At 58.8% G+C, this 26,330-nt stretch carries 22 protein-coding genes and 2 pseudogenes; 11 read left to right on the top strand and 13 right to left on the bottom strand.

What is annotated here, in order from left to right:
* The first annotated feature begins 351 nt into the window (after positions 1-351).
* Together ABIB78_RS33395 and ABIB78_RS33390 are read left to right on the top strand one after the other, a co-directional pair.
* Positions 352-675: a Kazal domain-containing protein gene (locus tag ABIB78_RS33395; RefSeq protein ID WP_429032543.1), complete on the top strand. Its 324-nt coding sequence runs from the start codon at positions 352-354 to the stop codon at positions 673-675.
* Between the two features lie 113 nt (positions 676-788).
* A complete protein-coding gene (locus ABIB78_RS33390; protein WP_429032541.1) occupies positions 789-1,484 on the top strand; it encodes a hypothetical protein in 696 nt (231 codons plus the stop codon).
* A 771-nt stretch (positions 1,485-2,255) separates the two neighbouring features.
* Here the strand turns inward: ABIB78_RS33390 and ABIB78_RS33385 are convergent.
* From ABIB78_RS33385 to ABIB78_RS33370, 4 genes are all read right to left on the bottom strand, one after another.
* Complete coding sequence (locus tag ABIB78_RS33385) at positions 2,256-2,876, bottom strand: hypothetical protein (protein ID WP_429032539.1); 621 nt, start codon at positions 2,874-2,876, stop codon at positions 2,256-2,258.
* Entirely contained in the window at positions 2,873-3,352 is a 480-nt protein-coding gene (locus ABIB78_RS33380; RefSeq protein ID WP_429032538.1) for a hypothetical protein, read from the bottom strand. The genes ABIB78_RS33385 and ABIB78_RS33380 overlap by 4 nt, the downstream gene beginning before the upstream one ends.
* 523 nt (positions 3,353-3,875) lie before the next feature.
* Positions 3,876-4,892 carry an HNH endonuclease gene (locus ABIB78_RS33375; RefSeq protein WP_429032535.1) on the bottom strand — a complete coding sequence of 339 codons (1,017 nt, stop codon included), beginning with the start codon at positions 4,890-4,892 and terminating at the stop codon, positions 3,876-3,878.
* Positions 4,893-4,934: 42 nt separating this feature from the next.
* Positions 4,935-5,378, bottom strand: a complete 444-nt coding sequence (locus ABIB78_RS33370; protein WP_429032554.1) for a mobile mystery protein A — start codon at positions 5,376-5,378, stop codon at positions 4,935-4,937.
* 280 nt (positions 5,379-5,658) lie between these two features.
* Between ABIB78_RS33370 and ABIB78_RS33365 the strand changes: the two genes are divergently transcribed.
* Positions 5,659-6,762, top strand: a complete 1,104-nt coding sequence (locus tag ABIB78_RS33365; RefSeq protein ID WP_429032534.1) for a type IV toxin-antitoxin system AbiEi family antitoxin — start codon at positions 5,659-5,661, stop codon at positions 6,760-6,762.
* Between the two features lie 86 nt (positions 6,763-6,848).
* A complete protein-coding gene (locus ABIB78_RS33360) occupies positions 6,849-7,658 on the top strand; it encodes an antitoxin (RefSeq protein ID WP_429032532.1) in 810 nt (269 codons plus the stop codon).
* 20 nt (positions 7,659-7,678) lie between these two features.
* Here ABIB78_RS33360 and ABIB78_RS33355 read toward each other — a convergent pair whose 3' ends face one another.
* Together ABIB78_RS33355 and ABIB78_RS33350 are read right to left on the bottom strand one after the other, a co-directional pair.
* Positions 7,679-8,671 carry a hypothetical protein gene (locus ABIB78_RS33355; protein WP_429032531.1) on the bottom strand — a complete coding sequence of 331 codons (993 nt, stop codon included), beginning with the start codon at positions 8,669-8,671 and terminating at the stop codon, positions 7,679-7,681.
* A gap of 175 nt (positions 8,672-8,846) precedes the next feature.
* A pseudogene (locus ABIB78_RS33350) lies at positions 8,847-9,116 on the bottom strand (transposase domain-containing protein); the annotation flags it as partial.
* 171 nt (positions 9,117-9,287) lie between these two features.
* Here ABIB78_RS33350 and istA (ABIB78_RS33345) point away from each other — a divergent pair.
* From istA (ABIB78_RS33345) to ABIB78_RS33335, 3 genes are all read left to right on the top strand, one after another.
* Positions 9,288-10,826: an IS21 family transposase gene (gene istA / locus ABIB78_RS33345; protein WP_429032529.1), complete on the top strand. Its 1,539-nt coding sequence runs from the start codon at positions 9,288-9,290 to the stop codon at positions 10,824-10,826.
* 15 nt (positions 10,827-10,841) lie between these two features.
* Positions 10,842-11,603 (top strand): IS21-like element helper ATPase IstB, encoded by a 762-nt coding sequence (gene istB / locus ABIB78_RS33340; RefSeq protein ID WP_429032526.1) that lies wholly within the window; start codon positions 10,842-10,844, stop codon positions 11,601-11,603.
* A gap of 357 nt (positions 11,604-11,960) precedes the next feature.
* Complete coding sequence (locus ABIB78_RS33335) at positions 11,961-13,148, top strand: IS110 family transposase (protein WP_429032551.1); 1,188 nt, start codon at positions 11,961-11,963, stop codon at positions 13,146-13,148.
* Here the strand turns inward: ABIB78_RS33335 and tnpC are convergent.
* From tnpC to ABIB78_RS33305, 6 genes and pseudogenes are all read right to left on the bottom strand, one after another.
* Positions 13,119-14,558 (bottom strand): annotated as a pseudogene (tnpC, locus tag ABIB78_RS33330) (IS66 family transposase); the annotation flags it as partial. The gene ABIB78_RS33335 and the pseudogene tnpC sit on opposite strands and share 30 nt — an antisense overlap.
* A 45-nt stretch (positions 14,559-14,603) precedes the next feature.
* On the bottom strand, positions 14,604-14,951 hold the full coding sequence (gene tnpB, locus ABIB78_RS33325) for an IS66 family insertion sequence element accessory protein TnpB (protein WP_429032524.1): 348 nt from the start codon (positions 14,949-14,951) through the stop codon (positions 14,604-14,606).
* Complete coding sequence (tnpA, locus tag ABIB78_RS33320; RefSeq protein ID WP_429032523.1) at positions 14,948-15,346, bottom strand: IS66-like element accessory protein TnpA; 399 nt, start codon at positions 15,344-15,346, stop codon at positions 14,948-14,950. Before tnpA ends, tnpB begins: the two co-directional genes overlap by 4 nt.
* A gap of 63 nt (positions 15,347-15,409) precedes the next feature.
* Entirely contained in the window at positions 15,410-16,510 is a 1,101-nt protein-coding gene (gene istA / locus ABIB78_RS33315) for an IS21 family transposase (RefSeq protein WP_429032521.1), read from the bottom strand.
* 214 nt (positions 16,511-16,724) lie between these two features.
* Positions 16,725-17,987 (bottom strand): type II toxin-antitoxin system HipA family toxin, encoded by a 1,263-nt coding sequence (locus tag ABIB78_RS33310; protein ID WP_429032519.1) that lies wholly within the window; start codon positions 17,985-17,987, stop codon positions 16,725-16,727.
* A complete protein-coding gene (locus ABIB78_RS33305; RefSeq protein WP_429032517.1) occupies positions 17,977-18,318 on the bottom strand; it encodes an XRE family transcriptional regulator in 342 nt (113 codons plus the stop codon). Before ABIB78_RS33305 ends, ABIB78_RS33310 begins: the two co-directional genes overlap by 11 nt.
* A gap of 330 nt (positions 18,319-18,648) precedes the next feature.
* Here ABIB78_RS33305 and ABIB78_RS33300 point away from each other — a divergent pair, with 330 nt between their 5' ends.
* Positions 18,649-22,911: a hypothetical protein gene (locus ABIB78_RS33300; protein ID WP_429032515.1), complete on the top strand. Its 4,263-nt coding sequence runs from the start codon at positions 18,649-18,651 to the stop codon at positions 22,909-22,911.
* The gene (locus ABIB78_RS33295; protein ID WP_429032514.1) at positions 22,898-24,832 is read left to right on the top strand and encodes a hypothetical protein; all 1,935 of its coding nucleotides are present in this window, start codon (positions 22,898-22,900) and stop codon (positions 24,830-24,832) included. The genes ABIB78_RS33300 and ABIB78_RS33295 overlap by 14 nt, the downstream gene beginning before the upstream one ends.
* Before the next feature lie 120 nt (positions 24,833-24,952).
* On the opposite strand, the gene ABIB78_RS33290 is transcribed toward ABIB78_RS33295, so the two are convergent.
* Positions 24,953-25,243 carry a hypothetical protein gene (locus tag ABIB78_RS33290; RefSeq protein WP_429032512.1) on the bottom strand — a complete coding sequence of 97 codons (291 nt, stop codon included), beginning with the start codon at positions 25,241-25,243 and terminating at the stop codon, positions 24,953-24,955.
* A 497-nt stretch (positions 25,244-25,740) separates the two neighbouring features.
* Here ABIB78_RS33290 and ABIB78_RS33285 point away from each other — a divergent pair, with 497 nt between their 5' ends.
* Complete coding sequence (locus tag ABIB78_RS33285; RefSeq protein ID WP_429032510.1) at positions 25,741-25,950, top strand: antitoxin MazE-like protein; 210 nt, start codon at positions 25,741-25,743, stop codon at positions 25,948-25,950.
* Positions 25,931-26,266 carry a type II toxin-antitoxin system PemK/MazF family toxin gene (locus tag ABIB78_RS33280; RefSeq protein ID WP_429032508.1) on the top strand — a complete coding sequence of 112 codons (336 nt, stop codon included), beginning with the start codon at positions 25,931-25,933 and terminating at the stop codon, positions 26,264-26,266. The genes ABIB78_RS33285 and ABIB78_RS33280 overlap by 20 nt, the downstream gene beginning before the upstream one ends.
* The last annotated feature ends 64 nt before the right edge of the window (positions 26,267-26,330 follow it).

Genomic DNA, 26,330 nt, shown 5'->3' with positions numbered 1-26,330 from the left:
TGCTCATCGTCGCTCCTGATTCGCAGGCACCAGCGTGCCCGCTGTCAGGCAGAAACTCCACTTACCGACCTGTTCAAATTTGCGGAGCCGGCTCTCCCCGCCAAAATCGGCAGCCGAGCTGCGGGTTGGCGAACTTCGCGAGAAAGTTCAAAAATGGACATGACAAACTCTAGGTAGTTATTGTATGGTTCTACCATCTTTTGAGAAATGCCCGTTTCCTTCTTCGACGTCATTTGCCTTCAGGCAAACGCTGTTCTGATCTTCTCGCGCCTAGCTGCCGAATTGATGAGCGCTCCCCACTTATAGGTGGGTGGGCGAAGTGTTTTCTGTTCATTGCACGGAGCGTCACAGATGTCCCTCAAGAGCGTACTTTCCTTCATGTTGTTCCTTGCGGTGGCTTTTGGCGCCCCGGCTTCCTCGCAAGCTGCAAAAGTGGGTGAAGCGTGCGGTGGCTTCGGTGGGATCAAGTGCGATCGGGGACTTTGGTGCGATCCAACGCCTGGCCAATGTGGCTTCGCTGATGCATCGGGCGTATGCGTCAAGGTCGGTCAGTTGTGCCCACAATCGCGTGCGAAATCGGTGATCCCAGTGTGCGGTTGTGACGGAAAAACTTACAACAATGATTGCGAGCGGCAGAAGAAGCACGTCGGTAAGAAGAACGACGGAAGCTGTTAATGCGGATCCGCGTCTCGTCAACGACGCGCGGCCGCCCTTAATAACGCTCAGTAGGCTTGCGTGGCTCACGTCGCCACGATCGTTATCAGATATTTTTCGCGGATGAGGGCAAGATGATTTCAGCAAAGATAACTGGAGCATGTAGTGCACTTCTAGTTTTTGGAGCGGCTAACTGTGCCGTTGCCGCCGATCTTCGTGTCTATCGCCCCGATGGCAGTTTGCAATGCAACGAAGGCGAGGCCCGTACTCTCGATCAAGACAAGGCCGTGCTGGAAAGTCTTGGAGCTCACGTTCTTGGCCAAGAAAAGAAGCAGTTGCCGTTCAAGATCATCCAAATGTGCGGGGCTCCGACCGGGCAGGCCAACACCTACGTGATCAGCGAAGCCGATTGGGAAAAGATCCGGCGCGGATTTGTCGGTCCAGCGAAGTTCGGACTATGGATATTCGAATCAAAGACTGCTGTTGTCTACAAATATGACGGAACCATCCTTTGTGCCGAAGGCACTGGGATCAAGCTTGACGAGATGGCCAAGGAGCTCACGCGCGCCGGAATTGCAATTGTCAGTCAAAAGAAGGCCGCTGACGGGTTGATGCACATACAGCTGTGCGGATCGATCACGGGCAGCGTGAACGCCTACGAGATTGCATCTTCCGACTTGCAGAAAGCGCTGGATCTCGGCTTCTCTTATTTGATCACGCCTCAAACAGCGCCATCCATTGTCGGCGAACCGGCTTCCAAGAAAAAGGCGCTTGCTGCACCTGCCGCGCGAAACGGAAGTTGGCCCTTGCCTTGGCCATTCCCGTGGTAGGCGCGTCCATTCTGATGTGCGTTGTTGAAGGAGAAAGAGCGATGTTCATTCGTCCTACGATGGCTTTGGTCTTCGCCGTAAGCATGTTTAGCGTTGGCTTTGCGTCTGCTGATCAGCGCACCGATAGATTGTCGCGTATCAGGATCGCTCAGGAAAAGACCACTTGCCCGCAGGTCATACATTGCGGAACCAAGAACGGGGTGGTCAAAGAGTATCCCACCCGCTGTGCCGCAGAGGAAGATGGAGCTACGAATATCGCGCCAAAGACGGGCCCCACGTGCCCAGCGGCGCAATAGAAAAGCGCCGAGCGCTGCCGCGATTGTCGGGTCCGGCTGTGATGCGGGTGGGATTCCAGGCTTGTGCGCCTCGGAGCGATTGGCCGGATACACGCATGAAAGCCTTCGCAGCCATGAAATAGGGCGCGATTACGATCAGCAAGGCGATGACCACACTCGACGAAAGCGGGGCTCACATAGACCGGCAGGTATAAGACATTGAACGACCATCCTGTGTTGTCACGACGGCGCCGCCGATCTCCCCGATCGTCTGTGTAAGGTCGCCGACGAAGCGATCGATTCCACGCTCGACGGTGGCTTAAGGCTGATCCGCAACATAGCCGGCATCGTTCGAGACGTAAGCGTCTTTCTCGACAGCGAGGATGCTTGGCTATCCGTGATCCAACCCTGCTTCGTTCGCCGGCGAAGATCGGTTGCAGCAATGCCCAGCTCTTGAAGCTTGCCTTTCGCAGCCATGAGCTTCTCTGGCCGAGTCTCATCCGGCGAAGTAATCCACGCTGTCACGCAGGCTTCCTGAGCGGCGGTCAGCGCATCTTTCGTGAACTCCTTGAGGTCGACGATCTCCTTCCGGCGGTCGCGCGCTACCGCAAATCTGTGAGCGACCCACAATCCCAAGACCGCGACCACCAACGGCGAAGTGCAGCGGGCTGGGCAGTTCTCGCGCTACCTTGTTCGGGAACCACTCTCCGGCACCGGCGTCGAGAAGTACGACCAGCATCTTACCGGAGGCATAGGCCGCGCCGCCCTTTCCCCGCTTTTGTTCGATGGCATTCAAAATGAGCGCTTTCGCATCCAACCCGTCAGCCGCGCTTTGTCTCGGCACGAGCACGTGTTCGGTTGGCCAGGTCTGGCCAGTTGCGCCGTCCTGAATGATGCCGTCGCTCCCGATTGGATCGCTGGAAAACATCAATTCTCGCTTATCGACCGCGTTGATGGTGGCGCAGAGCAGCCAGTTCGCCAGCACCTCGCGCGAACGCATTCCGCTCAGCTGCTTGAACGGCTTTCCCGTTTGCAGGTGAGTGCCGTTCTTGACGAAAGGCTCCATCTCTTTCAGCGCAATTTCCATGCTCTTGAAGCGAGTGATGGGATATTTCATGACGCCGCTTTGTCTGCCTTCGCAGCGCGCGCCAACCCTGTGTCCACGCCTTCAAGATAACCGTCGCGCTCGGTGCTCAGTCTGTCCCAAAAACTGTAGGCGTCATCCTTGCGATCCGCCTGCATCGCTGGCTTGTCCAGATTTTCGAGCAAATCGAACTGCGCGGTCGGCATCAGGCTGTTCAAGCGGCCTCCCGCGAACAGGATGTAAGCCGAGATTGCCTCGGTCACACGCGCGAGTATCCTAATTGCGTCGGTGATCTTGTTCGTCGTCACCATCGCGTCTGCGATGCGCTCTCTGTTTTCTCGACTGCCTGCGTGGGCGAGATAGGCATGACTCCATTCGGCTAGACCGTCCGCGCCGCTGGAATCGAGCCATCCTTCGATCGTATTCAGCAGTGTGATCGGGAGACGATCCTCGCGCCCGCGTTTGGTTACGTCGATTCCCGCAAGCTTATCGAACTGCTCATGGGCCATTTGCGATGTTCCATGCGCGTCTGGACCCGTTGTGGCGCCCCAAAAGGCGCCTTTTCCGACTCTCGCGGCCATCTCCCTCTGCATGACCGCTTCATAGTCATAAGGGAGTCCGTCGTGGCAGACGTAATTTTCCCGGGTGAAAGGCTGAAATTGCTGCGCATGTCCTTAATCAGCCTCCGCAACGATATAACATCGCGCCGATTATCGACGAGTCTCCGGATCGCCAATACCTGCGTCGCGACGTGTCCGCTAATGATCTGCTCGGCCACGAGCGTATTACTGAGGCAGCTTGTTTCGTCCTCGGCAGCGAACTGCGCCAGTGTTCTGAACGAAACGTCCGTCCAGACCATCCCCGATATTGTGGTCCAGATCGCATGATGCTCGTCGGTGTCCAGCCACGCGAGCCACTCGCGGCGCTTGGCGCGGTAGGCTTCAAGCGCCGCCCGCCGCTCTTGCGGCACGTCGCATTGGATGATCCGGAATAGATAATTCTCAGCCATCCGTGCAGCCCGCTTTCGTCAAATCAAACCTGCCCGGCGGACGAAGCCGCAAACCTTTGGCGATAACGCTCAGCGAAGACCTTCTCCAGCTCGTCGCGAAAATGATCTCGCAACTGTTCTGCGTCGGCAACACCGAGACCAATCGACTTCCAGTCTTGCCCTTCAAACTCGGCGGGGTCGATTGAGAATTCACTGCTCCTGTCCAACTGACCGAGAACGTCATAGGCGTAGATATGCTCTATTAGCACGGAGGGTCCGCCAGCATCGGCGAAGACGCCTCCGACCTTGAGCATTCCAAGAATTTCGATGAATGCGATCAGTTTGCCGGTTGCTGGTACGGATCGGACAACGATCTTGTGTCCCAATTGTATGTCTGGGCCCCTGAGCCCAGGAAATCCTTGGATAGGGTATCGAAATGTCCCGCCATGCGTCTGCATGGCTTGCACCACCTCCAACAGCCGGTCCCACTCCATAAAGCCACGACCGGTCGTATGCGCTAGATAGAGCCAGAACGCAGTCACTATCCCGCCGAAAACCGCTTCGGGGCTGAAATCCAAGCTCATTCTCAGTTCATCGCCGTCCTCAATGCCGACCGCGCGCGCATGTTGTTCGGCAACTTTTGGGTCAAAGGTCGGGAACTGCTTTTCAGCCCGATTAAGCAGCTGGCGGAAGGTCTTCATGTTGCCAGCCGCGATTTGAACCTTGTGCCCACCTGCAACGGGCGCGATATCATACTTAACCTCAGCAGATGTCATTGAGCCGTCGGCTTCTAGCCGAACCCTGCGACCGTTTCGGGTCTCTATGAGCTTGGGCGGGTTCGAGCCGCGGTCGCGCGGAATATCAAGAAGCGTTGGCCAATCGCCGAATGCTTTGATGAGCGCGTTGTCCGTAAGCTTATCCAGCTTCGTGTTGCAGTCCCTGCAAATGATGCCTTTCGGCTTGAGCCGTCCGCCCAAGGCGTTTGGAATTATATGAGCCTCGGAGTCGTTATCCTTGACCAGAACAGCTCCACATCCTTTGCATGTTTTCTGCGTGTTCATTTGTCTCTTACTCATCCACCCCGTCCGGATATTCAATTGCCGTCATTTATCGCTCCAAAAGTCTGGAGGCATCTCCTGCGCAATTTCGCGCGCGAGGCGCTCAAGCTCTTGAGTGATCTTGTCCTTTGGCGGAGTCTGGCTTTCCAAGGCCATGTGTGTGCTGGCCGTGCCGACGAGAGCCATGGCCTTTTTCCGAGCCTGGGCCATGATTACATCCTCGATGCGCTTTTCGGGAACGATGGCGTACACGAACCGGCAGCCCATGGCCTCGGCTGCTGCCTGCATGGATTTCAGGGATGATCCGCCGCTCAGTTCGGCATGTTCAGCTTGGGCAACACGGGCACGCGTGACGCCCATCCTTTTTGCGAGCTGAGCGCCAGACATGCCGAGAGCCTTGCGCACTGTCCGCATCCAACCCTCAGACGGTGTTTGCAGACTCGCATGGCTCGCAGCGGCTTCCACGATGCTTTGATACTGCTGATGCACGATTGGTTTGACTGCCGTTGTCAACTTATATGTTTACATCCGCCGTAAAATGTATACATATAACTATACAAACTCAGAGAATTTGTCAATATATAAGTGATGCCAGCTCAGCCCGATAATAGAAAATGCTAGCGCATAGCTAGCAACACTAAATACCTGAAAACTAAATATATTTTCGAGTCTCCTAGCATATCAGGCCATTCTTCACTGCGCAGTGAATATTGCATTTTGGTCGGAAATTCGGCATAATAATCTTATTCACTGCCCAGCGAAAATTGGAATGCGAACACAAATCGGGTACGAACGAGAAAAAGCCACCCTTGATGCGCTAATAAAGGCGATTCAAGAGCTCCCCCACGCTCACGCCTCTTTCCTAAATGTGCAGCATCCGCCCGTCAGTTCGAATTCCCGGCTGGACGCGACAATCGATCTCGCTGTTGCAGACAGGAATGTGACGCTCCTTATCGAATTGAAAACGACGGTCTATCCCCGCGACATCCGGGAAATTCTTTGGCAGCTCAGCCGCGCTCCGAATGCTGACATGTACAGGCGGACGGACAATGTCATTCCCCTGGTGGCAGCCGAGTCCATTTCAATAGGCGCAAGAGAATTGCTCAAAGCCGAGAACATCGGCTTTTTCGACACCGGAGGCAGCCTCTTCATCCCTGCCAAGGGCGCATATCTCTATGTGGAGCGGCCCGTTCCCAAAACAGTTGAAAAATCTATTCGATCCTTCTTCACCGGGAAGCGGTCACAGGTTCTACACGCGTTGCTTGTCAAGCACCGCGACTGGATGGGCGTCACTGAGCTTTCACGCTTGGCGGAAGTCTCTCCCGCCACAGCATCCGAGACCCTTAAGGGACTAGAGCGGATGGAATGGGTCTCTTCGCGTGGCCATGGCCCCTCCAAGGAACGCCGCCCTATCGACGCATCCCGGCTACTGGACGAATGGCGCACGCAAATCTTTGCGTCGCGGCGGCCTTTGGCTCGGCGAAGATATTATGTACCCGGACGGGACAGCAGCAAATTGGCCGATCAGCTGGCCGATCTCTGTGAATCTGCGAGAGTCGAATACGCGCTTACGCAGGAAGCTGGCGCTCAGCACTACGCCCCCTTCCTATCCAGTATTTCCCGCGTTGCCTGCCGCACGGCTCCAGGTAAAGCGTCCGATGAGATTATTGCGAGGCTTGACGCCCGTGTTGTTACCGAAGGCGCAAACCTCGACATCATTGAAACGAAGTCACGCGGCGAGTTCCTGTTCAAAGAGCTGAAGGGTTCGCTTTGGCTGGCGAGCCCGGTCCAGGTCTATCTTGACCTGCTACGCGGTGACGGCCGTTCTCGCGATATGGCCGAACATTTGAGGAAGGAAGTATTGGGTATTTGAAATGGCAAAGCCGTTAACAGCCGAAGGGTATGAGAACGAGGTCACCGAAAACTGCGAGCGTGTGCTGGTAACGCTGATACGCGGCCTTGGGCCCGTGGCGTGACTCTATCTTCCTGATTGGAGGACTCACCCCGCGTTACTTGATAGCCAAAAAGCCGCCGGACGTTCCGGCCCATGCCGGAACAGGCGATGTCGATGTTGTCATTCAGCTGCATATGCTCGCAGACACCGAGGCCTACCACACGCTGGAAGACAATTTCAAAAAGCTGGGGTTTACGCGCGGAACCAACAGCAAGGGCAAGCCTGTCTCATGGCGATGGGAAACCAGAGCCGATAACGGGACGAAGATCATTGTCGAGCTCCTTGCTGACGACCCTGAGAAATCGGGCGGCAAGGTGATGGAATTGCCGACTGACGGCAACGTCTCGGCATTGAATATACCCCACTCCGCAATCGTATTCGATCATCACAAGAAAACAGAGATCACGGCCAATCTTCTCGGCGACAATGGTGTTGCCACAGTAACTCTCCAATACGCCGATCTGGTCGCTTTCACTTGCCTGAAGGCCTACGCGGTTGACCAACGAGACGAGCGTAAGGACGCCCATGATTTGCTCTACTGCCTAGAACACTATGAAGGTGGTGTCGATGCAGCAGCAAATGACTTCCGTGCCGCATTAGGCGGGAAGCACAGTGCGGTTGTCAAAGAAGTCCTTGGCTTTCTCGCACGTCATTTTGCGGACGACGAAAAAACCGAGGGCCACCTCAAAACGGGTCCCGTTGCCGTCGCAAAATTCGAACTTGGCGAGGACGCGGAGTCACGCGACGCTCGGATTTTGAGGCAGAGAGACGTTGCAGGCCTCGTCATGGGCCTGCTGAACTCAGTTGGCCTATAGCTTCGTCGGAGAGCACGCGGTTACGACACGATCTTGTCTATAAAACCAAGCGTCGTCGCGTTCTCCAAAAGGGTACGAACTTTCGCACGGTCGAGCCCCGCTGGTGCCTCAGCATCAATTTCCAGCTTGAGAGCAACCTCACAGCCTGGAAGCGTCGTGAGCTGCTCGACGATGGCTTCCACGATCTGATGAATGTCGCGCGCAGGCCTATCCGCAGAGATCATGACGGTTCCGACAAAGCGCGTTGGAAGATTCTCTGCTCCAGGTGTTTCGGTCTTACCTGAACCAGCGCTTACTCCGCCTGCGGGCATTGGCGAACCAACGCCCCTGGCAGGTGGAGACGCGACCGGAATCACCTGCGCTTGCGCGGAGAAGTAAGCCAGTGCGATTCCCGGCGCTATGATAACGCTCTCACTGTCGATCACGACCGGGACGTTCGAGGACTTGTCGATAGCAACGCCACGGTACGCCTTATCCGCCTCATCCCATCGCTCCGCATAGGCGAACGGGCCTGGCAGCATCCCTGTAATTGACGCTTGTACAGCCTTGACCAAGACAGCTTGGTTCTTCAAACGCGGCAGATATGTGTACCGGTTGAGATACTCCCAGAGATCCTTTAGCAGGAGATGCGGCTTGTCGCTCCAGATGTATTTCCGAAGGTCCCTATCGAGTCGAGCCGGACCCAGCTTCGGCATGAGTGCTTCGTCGCTGACCAGCTTCTTGCTTGCCCGCGACAGAACTCCATCCTGAGCGGGAATTTTCCCCGAGGTCCATTCGACCTCGGACTGCGCCGTCTCCTGCATTGGGCAAATTAGATAGCACCACGCCTCCTTGAGGCGCGTCTTCATGGTTTCGTTGGCCTCAGTTGATTTCGCCGCCGCCAGTGCGCTGTCGCTTGGCGGAAGGTTAAGGCGCGTTGCGTCCTTAACGATCTGAGACCATGCGATTGCGGCGCGAACAGATTCTTTGAGGCTATCGAGCTGGCGGGCCTCCGCCGCGAGGAACACAAGCATGTTTCGGTATACACGCGGCGTAGCGCCGCGCTGCATAAGGATGTCTTTAGCCTCCTTTAGCGCGTCCGATCCTTCGCGACCTGTGTGAGAATGGGCGTACGCCTACGACGAAGGCCGCCTGATTGACGCGTGCGCGCGGGCACGGCGAGCTATATGTGATGGCGTTGGGTGAAGGTCAGGCGGCTTGCTGATCGTCGGATTTGCCGGCTTGGCGCGGAAGCTTCCATTCCCAGGGCAGCAGTTCGTGCAGCCGCGATGCAGGAAGATCGGCGATACGGGCGAGGACGTCGGCAAGCCAGGCCTTTGGATCGACGTCATTGAGACGACACGTCGTGATCATCGTCAGCATGATGGCGGCACGGTCGGCACCACGCTGGCTGCCGGCGAAGGTCCAGTTGCGCCGTCCCAAGGCGATGCCTCTCAAAGCGCGTTCAGCGCAATTGTTGCGCGTTTCGCGGGATCGTGAGCGCGGATTTCAGCGCATCCTGAGCAACGATTTCAGAGGATCGTGAGCAGCGATTTCAGACGATCGTGAGCACCGTTTGGCGGTGCCGGACGCTTCGGCCGACAACTCAACCGGGCTACGGGTTTCTCATTCAGCCAATGAGGAAGCCTGATGCCTACCGAGAGATTGTCGATGCGCCGGATCCGAGAAGTTCTACGTTTGAGGCACCAGGGCCTGACCGAGCGCGTCATTGCGCGGACGTTGGGGGTGAGCAACGGCGTCGTTCATGGCTACGTGCGTCGCGCCCGCCTTGCGGAGCTGACCTGGCCGCTGCCGGAGGGCATGGACGACGAGGGCCTGGAGCTATTGCTGTTCCCGGCGCCGGCAGCAGCCTCGCAAAGCGACCGGCGCCCGGCACCGGATTGGGCTTATGTTGAGAAGGAGCTGCGCCGCCGCAGCGTGACGCGCCTGCTGTTGTGGGAGGAGTATCGCGCCGCCAATCCGGACGGCTTTGGCTATACCTGGTTTTGCACGACCTTCGAGGCCTGGAAGCAGCGGGCGCGGCCGAGCATGCGTCAGACCCACATTGGTGGGGAGAAGGTGTTCGTCGATTTTGCCGGAGACACCATCGATATCCTCGATCCCATCACCGGCGAAGTGCGCGCGATGAAGCTGTTCGTCGCGGCGATGGGGGCCTCGAACTATACCTACGCCGAGGCCTGCCCAAGCGAGAGCCTGTCCGACTGGATCGGCCTGCATGCCAGCCTGTTCCGGTATCTCGGCGGCGTGCCGAAGTTCGTGGTCTGCGATAATCTCAAGGCCGCAGTGACCAACCCCGATCGTTACGATCCCGGGATCAACCGAACCTATGTCGAGATGGCCGGCCATTACGGCACCGCGATCCTGGCGGCACGACCGCGGCGGCCAAAGGACAAGGCCAAGGTTGAGGTCGCCGTGCAGATCGCGCAGCGCTGGATCCTGGCCCGCCTGCGCAATCAGCGTTTCTTCTCGCTGGCGGAGCTCAATGCCACCATCCGCGGGCTCGTCGTCGAACTCAACGCCCGCCAAATGCGCGGTTTCGGCTCCAGCCGGGCCGAACTATTCGCCGAGATCGATCGTCCCAAGCTGGGGGAGCTGCCGGACCAGCCCTATGTCTTTGCACGCTGGAAGCGCTGCCGCGTCGCTCCCGATTATCACGTCGAGATCGACGGCCATTGGTATTCCACCCCTTACCGCCTGATCCGTGAACTCGTCGATGTCCGCATCGCCGACAAAACCGTCGAGGTCTTCCACAAGGGCCAGAGGATCGCCAGCCACGCCCGTGCGCCCAACCGGCGTGGCCATACCACCATCGCCGATCATATGCCGAGCTCCCACCGCCGCTACGGCAAGTGGACGCCCGGAGGGCTGATCGCCGCCGGCGAGAAGATCGGTCCATCGACCGCGGCGTTCTTCCAGGTCGTCATCGAGGCCCGGCCGCATCCAGAGCAAGGCTTTCGCACCTGCCTCGGTATCCTGTCGCTGGCCAGGAGCTACGAGAATGCGCGCGTCGATGCGGCCTGCCGACGCGGCATCCTGATCAAGGCTCGCTCCGTCGCCTCGATCCGTTCGATCCTCAAGAGCGGCCTCGATCGCGCTTTCCTCGACGAGACGTCCGACCACCAGCCCCTGCGCCACGGCAACATCCGCGGTCAGGGCTATTTCCACTGAACCAGGGAGACTCAAATGCTGACACACCCCACCCATGAACGCCTGATCACGCTTGGCTTGACCGGAATGGCCAAAGCCTTCGAAGAGCAGCGACGGTCGCCGGATCTCGACGCCCTACCGTTCGAGGAGCGCATCGGATTGCTGGTCGATCGCGAAGCCGCCGAGCGCGACACCAAACGTCTCACGACCCGCCTCAAGTTCGCTGCGCTACGCCAAAGCGCATGCGTAGAAGACGTCGATTTGCGCACGCCACGCGGTATCGATCGCGCCGTCTTCGCCAGACTCGTCGGCGGCGACTGGATCGCCCGCAACGAGAACCTGCTCATTACCGGAGCAACCGGGCTCGGCAAGAGCTGGATTGCCTGCGCCCTCGGCCACAAAGCCTGCCGCGACAACCGTTCGGTCCAGTATCATCGCGTCCCACGCCTGTTCGAGGCGCTCGCCCTGGCGCGCGGCGACGGCCGCTATGGCCGGCTGCTCAAAACTATCGGCCGCGTTCAACTCCTGATCCTCGATGACTGGGGTCTGTCGGTTCTCAATCCGCCCGAACGGCGCGACCTTCTGGAGATCCTCGATGATCGCCACGGTCGCGCCTCCACCATCGTCACCAGCCAGGTCCCTGTTGAACATTGGCACGACGTTATCGGCGACCCAACCCTCGGCGACGCCATCCTGGATCGCCTCGTTCACAACGCTCACCGCCTGCAACTCACCGGAGAAAGCATGCGAAAGCAGAACGCCCGCAATCAAACTCTTGACGCCACCTCAAACCCCTGAACCAATCACCATGTCGGTCAAAGCGGCTGCTCACCATCGCGCGAAACAGCTGCTCACGATGCGCTGAAATCGCCGCTCACCATCAGCGAAATGCGCACAATTGTTAAAGGGCATGATGTTTTCAGCGCTCAAACCCGGTGGAGAGGACTGGTCGTCCGGATTAGTCTGTCGAAGCCGGGATAGGGGCGCTGGAGCACGAAACGGTGGCAGGCCGCCATGACCATGAGCTGTGAGCTCGCTTTGTTACTTGGCCGCCCCCTACGACTTGCCCGGCTGCGCTGCGAGCGCGGATCCGTAGATGTCGTGCAAGCCACTGGCTCCTAAGACAAAGGAGAACCAAGCATGCAAATCGTTGGCATGGACATCCATCGATCGTTCGCCCAGGTGGCGATCCTGGAGGACGGAACAATAATCCGACAGCTCCGCGTAGATCTCATCCACGATCGGCTTGTCGCCTTCGCCAAGACACTCAGCCTCGAGGATGAGGTGGTCATCGAGGTGACGGGCAACAGCGCGGCGGTCGAACGTCTTCTGCGCCCGCACGTTAAGCGCGTGGCGGTCGCCAATCCGAGGCTCGTTCGGGCGATCGCCTATGCGCGAGTCAAAACGGACAAGGTCGATGCTGCGACCCTGGCAAAGTTGCATGCTGCCGGCTTCTTGCCGGAGGTCTGGGTTGCTGACGAAGGCACCTACAGCCGCCGGCGCCAGATGGCCGAGCGCGCTGGCGTCCTGGCGCAGATCATCCGGATTAAAGGACGCATGAAGGCTATCCTGCATGCCAACCTCATTCCGCCCTACAAGGGCTATCTCTTCGGCAAGCGCGGACAGCATTGGCTGGACAGTCTGCCTCTTCCACCGGAGGAGCGTGCAATGCTCCGGCGTCTGATCGCGGAGCTCGAACGCGTGACGAAGCAACTGGCGGAGATCGACAAAGTCGTGGCCCAGCAGGCTCTGGACGATCCACGGGCTCTCAAGCTGATGACGATCCCCGGCGTGAGTTCGGTTGTCGCATCGAGTGTACTGGCCTCCATCGGCGACATCGCACGCTTCCCGTCGCCGGATAAGCTCAGCAGCTATTTCGGGTTGACTCCGCGGGTTCGGCAGTCAGGCGAGCACCCGGCACGGCATGGCCGGATCTCGAAGCAGGGCAACCGTGACGCCCGCAAGATGCTGGTTGAGGCGGCGTGGTCAGCCAAGACGGCGCCGGGTCCGTTGCGAGCATTCTTTAACCGCACGCAGAAAAAGCACGGGGCCGGGGTCGCAGCCGTCGCGACGGCGCGCAAGCTCGCAGTCATGATCTGGCACGTCCTGACGACCGGGAAGGACTACGCTTACGCGCGGCCAGCGTTCACCGCGATGAAACTTCGGAAGGTGGCTCTGAAGGCTGGGGCTCCCCGTGCCTACGGCAAGGCTGGCCCGGGCCGGGACTATTGGATCAAAGAAATCCGCGAACGGGAAGCTGGTTACGTCGCACGCGTCGAGCAGGCCTACGAACGCATGGTGGCTGCCTGGAAGGAAAAACCAAAAAAAGTTGCCACGAACTGAAGGTAAGGACTTCTCAACACCATCCGTAGTCAAGCAGATCCTGCCGTCGTCGAGGAAGCGGGCGAAGCCCTCCCAGCGCCTGAGCATGTAGTTGATCGGCTTCAGGACCTCGGACGAGCGCGAGAGGGTTTCTCGCTCGCACAGTAGCCAGGCGTGCATGTCGTCGAGAAGCGCCTTGCTCTGTTCCTGGCGCACGGCACGTCGCTCGTCGGCGCTGCAGCCGTTGATGGCGCGCTCGATCTCGAACAACGCGTCCAGCCGCCTGACCGCCTCCAGTGCGATCGGGGAGACCGGTTTGCCCTTCTTGCTTTCCCGAGCATTTTTCTCAATGTCAGCCAGCTCGAAGAAGCCTCGCCGTGCATGGGCAAAGCAATACGCCGGCGTAATTGGCAGTGTCTTCTTCTGCGGATCGAACAGCGGCTCGAAGCCGTTGTAGCAATCGGCTTGCAGGATGCCAGCGAAGACCGCCAGATGCTTTTGGGGATGCTCGCCTCGTCGGTCGCTCGAGGCGTAATAGACCGCAGCCGGCGGCGCGGGCCCGGCGAAGGGTCGGTCATCCCGCACATAGGTCCAGATCCGCCCAGTCGTGCATTTGCCCTTGGCCAGGATACGGATGGTGGTGTCGTCGCCATGTAGGCGCTCGGCCGCCAGCACATGACGCTCGATCAAGTGGAAGAGCGGCATGACGGCAAAGGTCCCGTGGCCGATCTGGTCAGCCAGTGTCGATAACGGCAAATCGATCCTCTCGGCCTTAAAGCGCACGCTCTGGCGGTTGAGCGGGATATGCATGCCGAACTTGTCGAACAGGATCGTCGCCAACAATTGTGGACCGATGAAGCCACGCGGTGTGGCATGGAACGGCGCCGGCGGCTGGCTGATCTTCTCGCAGTCCCGGCAGGTGAACTTCTCGCGCACCGTCTCGATGACCCTGAAGCGGCGCGGGATCTCCTCCAAGGTCTTGGTCACATCCTCGCCCACCTTCGCCAGCCGCGATCCACCGCAGCAGGCGCAGGTCGTTGGAGCTTCAACAACGACGCGCTCGTGTTCGATATCGTCGGGCCAAGGCTTGCGCACCGGCCGCTTACGCGTGAAGGGACGGACGTTCTGCGTCTTCGCTGCCGCCGCCTGTGCGGCGAGCTCGTCCTCGCTCGCCGTCATGATGAGTTCCTCGAGCTCCAACTCCAACTGCTCGAGCAGCCGTGCCGAGCGCTCGGATCGCTGCCCGTGCAGTTCGCGTTTGAGCTTCTCAATTCGCAGCTCAAGATGCGCGATCAGCGCCTCGTTGTCCGACAGCTCCGCCAACGCACTGGCAGCCACCGCTTCGGCTCGCAGCCGCGCTTCACGCTCGGCCTGCAGCGCCGCTAGAGCGCTGACAAGGTCCGATGGAAGATCGTCCGGCTTCGATATCATGAAGCCATTGAATCAGATCAAGCCGCAGATTCAAACCAAAAACGGCTACCCGACCCGTGTCGGACGCTGTGCTTCTTGCGGGTTGCGCCAATCGATTCCGGACAACAGATAGCTCATCTGCGCTGGCGAGATCGTCACAGCTTCACCCGCAACGGATGGCCATATAAACCTTCCTCTCTCGAGTCTCTTGGTGAACAGGCATGCCCCCTGGCCATCGTGCCAGATCACCTTCACAAGATCGCTGCGGCGACCCCGGAAGACGAACAAATGACCGCTGAGCGGGTCCTTGCGCAGCACCTCCTGCACCTGGAGTGCCAACGACGGAAAGCCTCGGCGCATATCCGTGTGGCCTGTCGCCAGCCACACTCGCGCGCCCGTCGGAACCGGGATCATCGGTGGGCCAAAGCATCGAGAACGCGACGTAGCGCGTCTCCATCAACGTCGCCATCGACCCGAATGCGATGCCCGCTACCAAGATCGATCTCGATGATGCCATCGCTCTTGCGTCGCCGCGCCGTCGTCGTCAACGGCGCTTCGGCCAGCTCCCGCGGTGACGCAGGCGGCCCAATCTCGACCGGAACAAACGGAGCCATGCTCGCTTCGCCGTGCTTGCAAAGCTCCTTGCGCCACCTGAACAGCTGGCTCACATGAAGCCCGGCCACGCGAGCCACCTCGGAAACACTGGCGCCCGGCTCAAGCGATGCTGCAACAAGCCGCTCTTTCTCGTCCTGCGACCACCGGCGCCGCCGCTCGACCGATGTGATTACCTCAGTCCTCGAAATCGTCATAGCGCTTCTCCTAGGATTACCCCTAGGACCTGCAGCGATCTCGTTCGTCAAACAAGGCGGCCTTCAGTGGAGGGATACGAATGGGCAACGCCAAGCACGACTGCGCGAACGCCCCCAGCTTCGTCCGGCACATCGCCTGAACCAGACGGCGCGACTTTGCACAGCGTCGAAATGGCCGCGATCCCCAATGCTGTTGATGTACTTGGTCAGCTCCTGGTCAATGGTCATCAAGACAAGAGCTTCTTCGAGCTGGGCGGCCTGGTCCGCTGCGATGCGGTTCAGGCTCGCAGACATTGAGTACCAGTATCGCCCCAAGTCACCGTGCATGAACTTGGCTTGGTTGGTCAGCCGCGCCAAAATCCATCGCTGAACGATGAGAACCGCCGCCTCGACCTTGGCCTTGTCGCGCGGCTTGCGCGGCCGCGCCGGCATGATGGTGGTGCCGTAATGGGCCGCGAGATCTTGGTAGGTCCGGTTGACCCCCGGCTCGTAGCGGCTCGCCGTCGTGACCCCGGCCTTCAGATTGTCGCAGACGAGCGCCTTCGGCACCCCGCCCAGGAAGGTAAGCGCATCCACATGGGCGCCGATCCAGTCGGGCAACGCCTCGCTGAACCGAGCTTGGACGAATGTGTAATTCGACGCTCCCATGACCGCGACGAAGATCTTGGCGGCGCGGACCTCCCCGATGAGCCCGTCGAACACCGGCACGGTATCGCCGGCGAAGTCCACGAACAGCTTTTCGCCGGCCGCGTGGGTCTGCCGCATGGTCGCCGTGATCCCGTGGCGCCATTCGACGTAGAGGTCGCAGAACCGGCTGTAGCCGTAGCCGTCGGGATGATGCCCGCGGTATTCCTCCCACAGCAGCGCCAGCGTTACGCTGCGGCGGCGCAACTCGGCATGGACACGCCCCCAATCCGGAAGCGGCTTCGATCGCGGCGGGTTGTAGCCGGCCGGCGCAAACAGCTTGCGCTCCAGCGCGGTGTCGTCGAGCTCCTCCGGGATCGGCCAAGTGATGCCGATCACCGCGGCGCGGCGGACATACTCCGCAATCGCCGTGCGACCGATCCCGACAGATCGGGAGATCACCCGATCGCTCGTCCCACAGGAATACTTCGGGCGTAGAACTTCTCGAATCTTCCGCATCGGCAATCTCTCGGCGGGCATCGGACCTCCCATTGCGTGAACCGCAAAAGGAGGGACCTTGCCCCGTTCAGATTGCCGACAACGCCCCCCGTCTCCGCCATTCGGCAAAGCTATCGAAGCTTGGAAAGCTGTCGGGCTTTCCAGGCATTGGCCAAGGGACGCAGAACGACCCAGCGTCCCCGCGCAGTGGCACAATCGAATCCAAGTAGTCGGTGGGAAGCAATCGTCCCTCGCTCTATTCCGTCAGAAAGCCGGGATATACGAAGGCGCCCTTGATCGTTTCGGCGTCTTTCTCGCTGACCCCTTGACCGCGAACAACATCGTACCACGAGGCGCGCACCTGTTCGGTCATGTTCGAGACAATCGCCTTGGCGTCTTCGGCATCTAGCAGAAAGCGGGCGTGTTGCGACAGCACGTTCTTTGCATTTGCAAATCGCCCCTGGTCGCCAACCTCCAGGGCTAGATCGCGGTGTTCCTGCGAGATAACCGGGGACGGCGTCAGGTCATAAGCTGGCGAAAGCTGCCATTCCAGCTCTTTGGCGACCAGCGCGTGGTTGCGAGGATGATCATCCAGGTTGGAGATCAGCGCATTGAACGTCATGCGTTGGAAAAGTTCCTTGGCATCCTTTTCCGGCTCTTGCGTAACCCGGCGCATCTCTTCGGCCATCAATACATACGACCAGCGGTCTCGCATCTCGAGTGCTTCCTCAGCACGCAGCACGGTTAGCCCGCTGATCATCCGCGAACGCAGGTATCCCTTATCCGTCTTCGTTCGATCGAACCGCTTGACGAGAAGAACGTCCTTCGCTCCGACCGTGGCGACACGGCTCTCAGCGACGCGAAGGCCGCAAGATTTGGCCAACTCAAGCATCGCGCGCTCGACGCGCGTGTTGTTCCAGCGGTCGTCGGGGCGGTTGAATTTCGCGATCCAGAGTCCGTCGTCGTCCTCTACGACAGCTTTCGGACGGGCTCCCCCCATGGAGGTGCCTAGGAGCATCAAGTCTTGGACCTGTGCTGCCTCCTCGGTTTTTACATCTTCCTCACGCATCAAGGCTTCGGCGATTTCCTGAAGCTTGGCGAGTTCGAGCGTTTTGTTGAATTTACGACGCGGTGCCGGAGGTTGTTGACCAAGTCCAAACCCAAGCGCCCCTGCGCGGTCGTCGGCTGAATTCAGCAGGTAATCGAGTTCACCAAGTTGAGGAACTCCGGCATGCTTCTCGATGACACGGCGACCCCAATAGTCCGGTCCTGCGTCGCGCAACGCGCCAAAGACACCATTCAGTCGGCCTGTTTCGTAGGTCTCTCCCGAGAGTTTAAGCTCGACCGGATCAATCGATACCGCATCTCCGCGTGAGAGGTACGACTTGCCGTAAACGAAGCGGCCCAGAGCGTTGCCACGGCGATCCTTGGCAAGCTGGAAACGGCCGGCGGTCACCGCTTCAGTCTGACCGGGCAGCGTGATGTAGACGAAGCATTCGGTGTTGCCTTTAGAAGTCATTGTCTAGCCCCCTGGGTTTACGAGCCCGCTTGCGCTCCCGCGTCGCTTGCAATGCGATTCCTTCTTTGTCTTTGGACGGATCCGCAAGTTCTTCGAGGGGCTGGAGCATATCGTAGAGCCACAGCAGTCCGGCATAGACCACGATACCCGTCGAGGCTTTGCCCTTTTCGGCATCCATAACGGCCCGCAGTCCCGTTCCAATTCTGCTGGCTGCATCCTCCATGGTCATGTTGCGGCGGATGCGTGCAGTGCGCAGATCAGCTCCCAATTGCTTGAGGGCCCGCGACACGTGGAAGGGCGGTGCCTTTTGAAGTTTGTTGGTCGCTACCATGCTCTTAAAGGCCCGATACTCGATTTATAGTGCCTTTAAGAGCATGCATCAATTTGCTGCTTTTTGCAATTATTTGCTTTTAAGAGCCCATAATAAAAGATAACTGGCTCTTAAGAGCATTTATACCGTTTGGCTTCTTCTTTGAGGTAGTTAGTAGTAATATCCCAGATTTATCAACCGGTTATTGAGTTCCAGGTGCAGCTATGAGTTGCGATGGTTCTTGTAATGTTCTATTTGGGCAGCCCTTTTGGCTCGGTCCCAGGCACACCCCAGACCAGCACGAGGGCTGCCATCAGTCACGAATAACAAGGCGGGTCGGAATTCAAAAACATGTCTGACGCCAACAACGAACAGCTTCGCCCGCCGCCGAGCTGGGACAAATTCGAGGAACTCTGCGCTGATCTTTTTTCGCGCATCTGGAAGGACAATCAAGTCGTCCGCTACGGCCGCACCGGGCAACGACAACACGGCGTCGACATCTACGGGAAGGATAGTGAGGCCGACGCCGGGGTTCAGTGCAAAGGCAAGCGCGATTGGCCACCTACCAAACTGACGATCCCCGAAATTGACGCGGAAATTCAAGAAGCCAAGAAGTTCGATCCACCACTTCGCACCTATATCTTTGCAACCACGGCTGACAACGACGTCTACATCACGGATCACGTCAATGCCGTTTCTGCCAAGCAGGCTGAACAAGGACTCTTCCGCGTAACCGTCTTCGGATGGAAAGAGCTTACCCGCCGCCTCTACGACTACCCCGAGCTGCTTGAGAAGCATTTCAGCATCTACACGCTTCGTCAGATGAAGCGTGAATTGCCCGGCGAGATCGTCACCCGCGTCGTCGAGGAATTGCTAAACACCAGTCTTTTCGCCGGTCCTAGCCCCGCGCAGGTCCCGACTGGCCAGTCCGGCCCGCTGGACGACCGGTTGACTGATGCGCTCGAGCGCGATTACGCCGCGCGCTACGAACGCCTTCTCCAGCGTTCGGTCTTTCCTGAACTCAACAAACGAGATGAATTCGCGCCGCTCGCCTCTGAACTCCTGGAAACGAAAGGAGCGCCGTCTTCGAATTTGAGACGCAAGATTCTCCTTCGGGCCTCGCGGTCGGCATCGATCCATGGCAATCTTGATGACGCGCGCCGCTTCCTCGCGGAGGGCCGAAAGCTTTCGGGATCCGAGCCTGATGAACTCGCGCGGGCGCGTCTAGCCGTCGCGGAAGGTCGGGTCGACGAGGCTATCCAGCTCCTGCGCGACAGAACCGATCCAGATTCGCGAACCGTTCTGTTCACCATACTCGCGAATGAGCGCGGCGCCGAGATTGCCACTGATTGGTTGGCTGAGAACAACCTTTCGCCGGCGCTGCTTACGCCCAATGGCGTACTCAGCTTGTGCTACGTCTATTTGAAGCGCAACGATCTGGCTTCCGTCAACCGGATACTTTCCCAGGCAAACCTCTCGCAATTCGCGCAGCTCCCCTACCTCTATTTTCTGAGAGGTGCCATGAGCTTTGCGAGCGTGCTCCCGGTGCCGGAGCAAGCGAGCGCCCTCAGCGGCTTGCCCTTAGACGTGAGCAATGCGTCGCCCATCATAGGCGATCCTGACCTCTCGAAAGCGCTCGACGCGGCTTTGAATGACCTGCGTCAGGCGTTGCCCTATGCAAGGACCCTCGAACTACAGCACGCTCCGCAGATCATCGGTTCCTACATCGTTTGGTGCGAATTGCTGCATCCCGCGCGTAAAGAAGCCGCGCTTGCTCAACTTCGACGCGATATGGAAGACCATGCTCTTGCCGTGTCGCTCGTCCAATACGCGCTAGCCTATCTAAAGGGATATTCGCCGGCAGGTCTGGAAAATTATCTGGCGCGTCGTGACGCCCTTGGCGGTTTGACCAACGAAGAGCTCCGCGCTGCCTTTGTCATCAAGATGCATGGCAATGACGCAGCCGGTCTCGCGTCACTGATCGCCTCGAAGCGGCTCCAGGTAGAAGCGATCTTGGGAAAGAGAGAAGCCTTTTCGGTCGAGATCCAGGCGTTGGCCAAGAGTGGGGATGCGACCTCCGCGAATATTATCCTAGAGGATAATCTGAGCCGCTTTGCGGCAAGTCAGATCGCTGGCCTTCGCGCCGAAATCGCGAAGGCGCAAGGCGCCGATCCGGTCGCAGAACATCGGCGCCTCTATGAGAACGATAAAACGACCGAGGCGCTCCGTGCCCTTGTGAGTGAGCTCGCGCGGAAGAAAGATCATGCCGCCATCGCTAGGTACGCCGAGCTTCTTTACGAAGACACCAAAGACCCGCGTATCATCGCGCTCGCTGCTGAAGCCGCAATGCATGCGGGCGATGGTGACAATTTTGTTCGCCTTGTCGAGAGCCATCCGGAGCTCGAGGATCGCGACGTTCGTTTCTTGCGTCACTACGGCTGGCAACTATTTCGCCTGGGTCGTCTGGGTGAAGCAAAGGACGTTGCCGGGAAGGTAGTGAGAGACCATCCCGCCGATCGTGATCTCCAACTTGAAGTTGCCCTCGCGATCGAGACCGGGGAATGGGAACTGCTGGCGGCCCCGCTCGCGGCGTCGCTCGAGCCCGCCCGCAATCTCGATGGACTTTCGCTTATTCGCGCCGCGCACCTCGCGCAAGCGTCGGGACAGGGTTCGCTTATGGATCTTGTTAATGCGGCCATCGCCAAGGGTGGCGACGATCCCCACGTGCTGCTCGGTGCTTACCATCTGTTCGTGGAGCAAGGTCTCGAAGAAGATCGTCCCGAGGCCCACGCGTGGTTTCAAAAAGCGCTTGCGCTCTCAGGTCCGGACGGGCCGATTCAGACCTTCGAGATCAAAGAACTTCTCGCGCAGCAGACCGAGTGGGACCAACATACACGGTCCATCACCGAAAACGTCGTGCGTGGAGAACTGCCGATTTTTGCGGCCGGCGCCGGATTGCGCACCACCCCGATCGATTTGATTCTACGCAATCTCATCCGCAACGCCGCGCCGACCGACAGCCGGCGGCGGGTCGCGCTTCCTCTCTTCGCCGGCAGACGTCTGCCGCTGCCGATTGGCGCACCAGCGGCTCTTGCTTTGGACATAACGGCGCTTCTCGTCCTTGGTTGGCTCGGGATTCTGCCCGTAGTCCTTGAAGCGTTCCCAAATGTCGTCTTGCCCGCAGGCGTGCTTGCCGAACTGTTCGAGGGACGTCGGCGTATTCGCCGGGGACAAAAGACGCGGCTTCGAAAGGCAATGGATGTTCGGGACGCCATTGCAAAGGGACAGTTGAAAGTCTTGCGCACCCCCGATCTTGCGCGTGATCCTTTGTCTGAGGAGGTCGGCGTTGAATTGAGCGCGCTGATCCGAGAGGCCAAAGCCACGAAGGGGATCGTTATTCGCCCCGCGCCGGTTAGCCGAGCAAGAATCTCGGAAGACGGCGTTGCCGATATGAGCGCGCAGAGCGACTATCTGTGTGATATGCACGGACTGCTCAAGGCGATAACCGAGCTAAACGCGATCGATGAAGAGGCGGAAACAGCAGCCCGGCAGTATTTCAACCTGCAAGACAAAGGCTGGCCTTCTTCTGTTGCTCCGACGCCAGAGCAGCCGATTCTCCTCGATGGCCTCGCGCTGGCTTATTTGCAGTATACCAAACTCCTGCAAGCCTTTCTGCGTACCTTTCGGAATGTCTACATCCATGGATCGACAGAAGACGAAGCCAATGTTCTGATCGATGACGATCGGAACGTCGCCCAGGTTTTCCAGGTCATTGATGATATTCGATCCGCAATCCGCCAGGCGAATGCTGCCGGTCATGTGTCATTTGGATCTCGGCGTCTCAACGCGGACGAGACCGAGTTTGATGGGCCCCAGTCGACGGTAAGCCTGTTCGTCGATTTCAAGGGGGCCGACGTTGTTGTTGTTGACGATCGCGCTCTTAACAAAGAGGCGTTTGGTGCCGATACAGCCGGCCGGCGCTCGCGCGTGGTGTCAACCCTCGACTTGATCGAAGAGCTTTTGAAGCGCGGTGTTCTGTCCGGTGACCGATATCGGGCAATTCGCTATCGTCTTCGCGAAGCCGGGGCCCTGCTGGTTCCCTTGACGACGGCGGAAGTGGTAGCGGCAGCCAAACGAAATCGACAGAATGAAGCGCCCGAATTTAGGGCTATTCGCGATAGCTTCGACCTCGCGAGAATCTCCGAGATACCGCAATTTCCAGCCGAAATGCGGTGGTTCATGACCTATGTCCAGGCAATCCGGGGAGCTATTTCGCAAATCTGGGTTGAAGAGCCGGACGAACAGCGCGCCCGCGTGATCGCGTCGGCCATCTTCGAGATGCGGATTGTGCCCGAAGATTGGCTTGCCCGCTGGGGAGGGCAGCCACCACCTGGTTGGATCGGCGCCGTTCATCGCGCACTTATCGGCGGTTTTGCCTTGCCGGTCGAAATTCTCGACGACAAGAAGATCGGACCGTATCAAAGGTGGCTTGACGACGTTCTGATGTCGGAAGTTCGTCTTGTATCTCCTGATCTTTACCAGCAAGTCGTTTCCTACATCCAGGAGTTCGCTTTGATGCCATGGGGGACGGGGGGTGATGATGACGAAGAATAAGCCGGATCTAACGCCTGAAGAACTTGCTCGCTACAAGGTTCTTTATGCGCTGCGACGCATCGGGCCAGAGATGCAAAGCGACGTGCTTGCTGACGGCGTGATCGTTAGTCGGAGCGGCATCGGTGTCTCAAATCCGATCAAGCTTCCTGAAAATCTGGTGCTCGACCGAGATGCGCTGTTCGCGGCTTTCAAAAAGGCTGCCGATGGCGAGCCGATTCCGGAATTGCGGGACGTGGGTGGTGGCATCCGCGACCTGAAGCTCGAAGTGGGTGACCAGAGCGCGTACGTTAGTTATGGAAATCATAGGATTGCCTTTCCGCATGCTGCCCTGCTGTCAGAAAAGCTAGCGAGACGGCAGCGCGCCATGGCGGCGATCTTGAAGAGCAACACGCTCGCGACACAGTGGCGAGATGAGCTCCTGGCCGTTGTCAACAAGCCCAACTACACCCAAGCGGACTTCTTCGCGGCTCGCACGATCTTAGCCGGATCGCCTGAAACATTTACGACTTTGCTGCGCGAGGCAGCTAACCGAGGAACTATTGGGCGGAAGGATCTACTTCCCTCCGAAATGACGCACTGGGAGAACCTCACGGCAAAGCGGCTCACCTCGGAACTGCTTGTCGATTTCGTGCGAGATGAACTTGCCGCTCAGCGAGCATCACATTTCACCCAAGATCTCAAGGATGCCCTTGACGTCGTTTCGCTGACGTTTGGCAGCCCTGAGCTTGTGCCCTTGGAGACTTTAGGTCAATTCAATGAGGACGAGCTGCTCGAAGCTTTGAGGCATCTGGTTCAGTACACAGATCCCTTTGCGCTAGCAGGTGCATTCGATATTTGTTCCAATCGTGCCGATTCCGATCCTCGATTCGTTACTGTGGGAGAGGAAATTCTTGATCGGCTGCTAACCGATCCCAAGCGACTGCATGGCGAACTGACGACATTCGCCACCGGATTTGTTGTCGCGACCGCCTATCTTGCCGAACATCAGACACTGCGTAGGCAACCCGTGTTTTGGCGGCGCCTTGCGGCTGCTTCTCATGCCGCCCTCGTCACGCGTGTTCTCGGCGGTAGCAATGACGAGGAAGGCTCGTTGCTCAATTGGGCCATGCGCAATACGGGAAAGAGTTTCTATCTTTCGGTGATGAATGATTTCGATGTTGAACCCCGTTGGCGTCCCGACTGGATAAATCCGAACTTTATCGCTGCCGATGTTTACGGCCGTCTCCTGGCATCACTGGAGAAACTTGGCGACACGGCACCCGAGAGCTGGCGCAAGCGGCTGGAGGACGCCCGATCCTCAATTACGGACGGTGCACCCCCGATGGCGCGCATGTTCCCTGCGCTCTTGCAGGGATGGCGGGTGCCCTCCAGCGATCAACCCCCTGCCGACACGCCCGTCGGCAAGTTGTTCACTGAACTTGGGAAAGCGCCAACCGTCGAGAAGTTTCTTGAGTTCATCCAGCTTGTTTACATGTTCGGATTTCCTCCCGAAGCCCGATCTTCAGTCCTCAAGGTTATGGCGACCCTTCGCTCCGAGTTGGCAACGACCAATCCCGACTTCGCCCAAGCGGCCCTCGATTTGGCGGCCCTCATCGCTGCGCGGAATCACGATGCGGAATTGGCCGAAACCGTTGCCGTTGTTGCTATCGAACGACTCGTGACGGAGTACGGAATTGGGCGTCTGTTGCCGACAGTCTCCGTGTTGCTGGAATGCGCGGCTGCGATTGCGGATCGGAGGGAGGCGCTAGCAACGCTCGCCCGTCGCTTGGAAAATCTCGCTTTCGTCTCTCCAGCTGGTTGGTTGCCTGACGCTCTTGATGCGTTCCGGCTTCTTCAATCGATCAACGAAGACTTGGCTCCTCTGCTCGGGCGCGCCACCGCGACGGCCCGCCTTGGGCTGCCGCGCGGCAATGCAGCTTGACAGCACGTGGTGCCCGTCAGCCCGGCGGCTGGGAATCCTCGGCGGGCCGCGAACCAGAGTGCTGGTGATACGAAGAGCCTAACGTTATGCGGCCTCACGCTGAAGGCTAACCTGCAAGAATCATCTCGACCAACCGTAATCGTAATACGGGTAGTCGGAGTCGAGTCCGTTCTCGTGCATGCCGCCGATGCTCCGAAACAGATCAACAGCCGTCTGGAAGGTGTGCTCGACCGCACGCCAGTGGTCGCGCGCGCGGTCCGGAATCCGGTCGAGAAAATCGCCTGACCTTGTGTCGGTCATGTAGACGCTGATCATCATATGCATGTGGCGGTGATGCGTTGGACAGAGCCAGATGAAATCATGGATCGGCTTTTCGATCCCGAGTTTGACCGCGCTTGACCTTCTGGTCATGGCTGCCGCCGCGCTGCCAAGCGTTTGCAGCCGTCTTCCGCGACATCGTTCAACTGATCCCAGGGGAACCTTGGGCGAATACGCCCGAGAAAATCAAGCAACACGATCTTGCCAATGACCATTGAAGCCGTGGCGCGGGAGGGAGGGTACTCGCGCCGGTCCAGACATACGTGGCGCCGAGTCCAGCCTCGGTGGCACAAGTCCAAACTTAGGGGGGATCCTACAGTGAAATGGCGCGCCACGGCCGATGAAGATGGGCACTACTGTTTCGCCGTGGCGCTATGATGCCGTGCTCGAGTCTACCCCATCGCGTCCGGGAAGTTGCCGATCTTTGCGTGGGCGCTACGAGCAAACGCCACAGAACAGCGAACGCAGCCGACCGTCCGACGGAACAGCGGAGTTGCAGCAGTGTTCGGCCGTGCCCGCGACTTCGAATTGACCTTGCCTCCCGGCCTGTAACGCGTGACGCTGTCACGCGTTACAGATGGGGAAGTCTCATGACCGCAGCCGAAAGGATGAAGATGATGCGGCAGCGGCGGCGCGCAGGGGGATTACGCGAATTGCGTCTCGTGGTAGCCGATGCCCGCTCGCGGGCGGTGCGACGACGGGTGGCGAAGCAGGTCGCCCGTCTCGACCCTGATCGCGAACGCGACGCGCTGGAGTGGATCGAGTCGGTCTCCGAGTTTGATGCAGATGCAACGCGGTGACGTGATAGTTGTTGCCGCGGCCGGTGACTATGGCAAGCCCCGCTCAGCGGTCATCGTGCAGACTGACGCCTTTCCGCAGAGCCATGCTTCTGTAGTGCTTTGCCAGTTGACTTCCGAACTGGTAGACGCTCCGGATTTTCGCGTCACCATCGAATCAAAGCCCGATAATGGATTGCGACTTAGATCGCAGGTGATGGCCGACAAGCCCGTCACCGTGAAACGCGAACGGGTCGGGCAGAAGATCGGGCGTCTCGGCAACCAAGACATGGCTCGGGTCGGGATTGCTTTGGCGTTTGTCTTAGGGCTAGCGGATTAGCAATTCCGTCGGTCACGTCGATAGAGGGAAGGTATCGGGCGGCGCCGATGCCAAGATGCAGCAA

This window comes from Bradyrhizobium sp. I1.14.4 (assembly GCF_050435825.1).
Classification (GTDB): domain Bacteria; phylum Pseudomonadota; class Alphaproteobacteria; order Rhizobiales; family Xanthobacteraceae; genus Bradyrhizobium.
The sequence above is the reverse complement of the archived record's forward strand: the minus strand, read 5'-3'. Positions and strand labels throughout refer to the sequence as shown.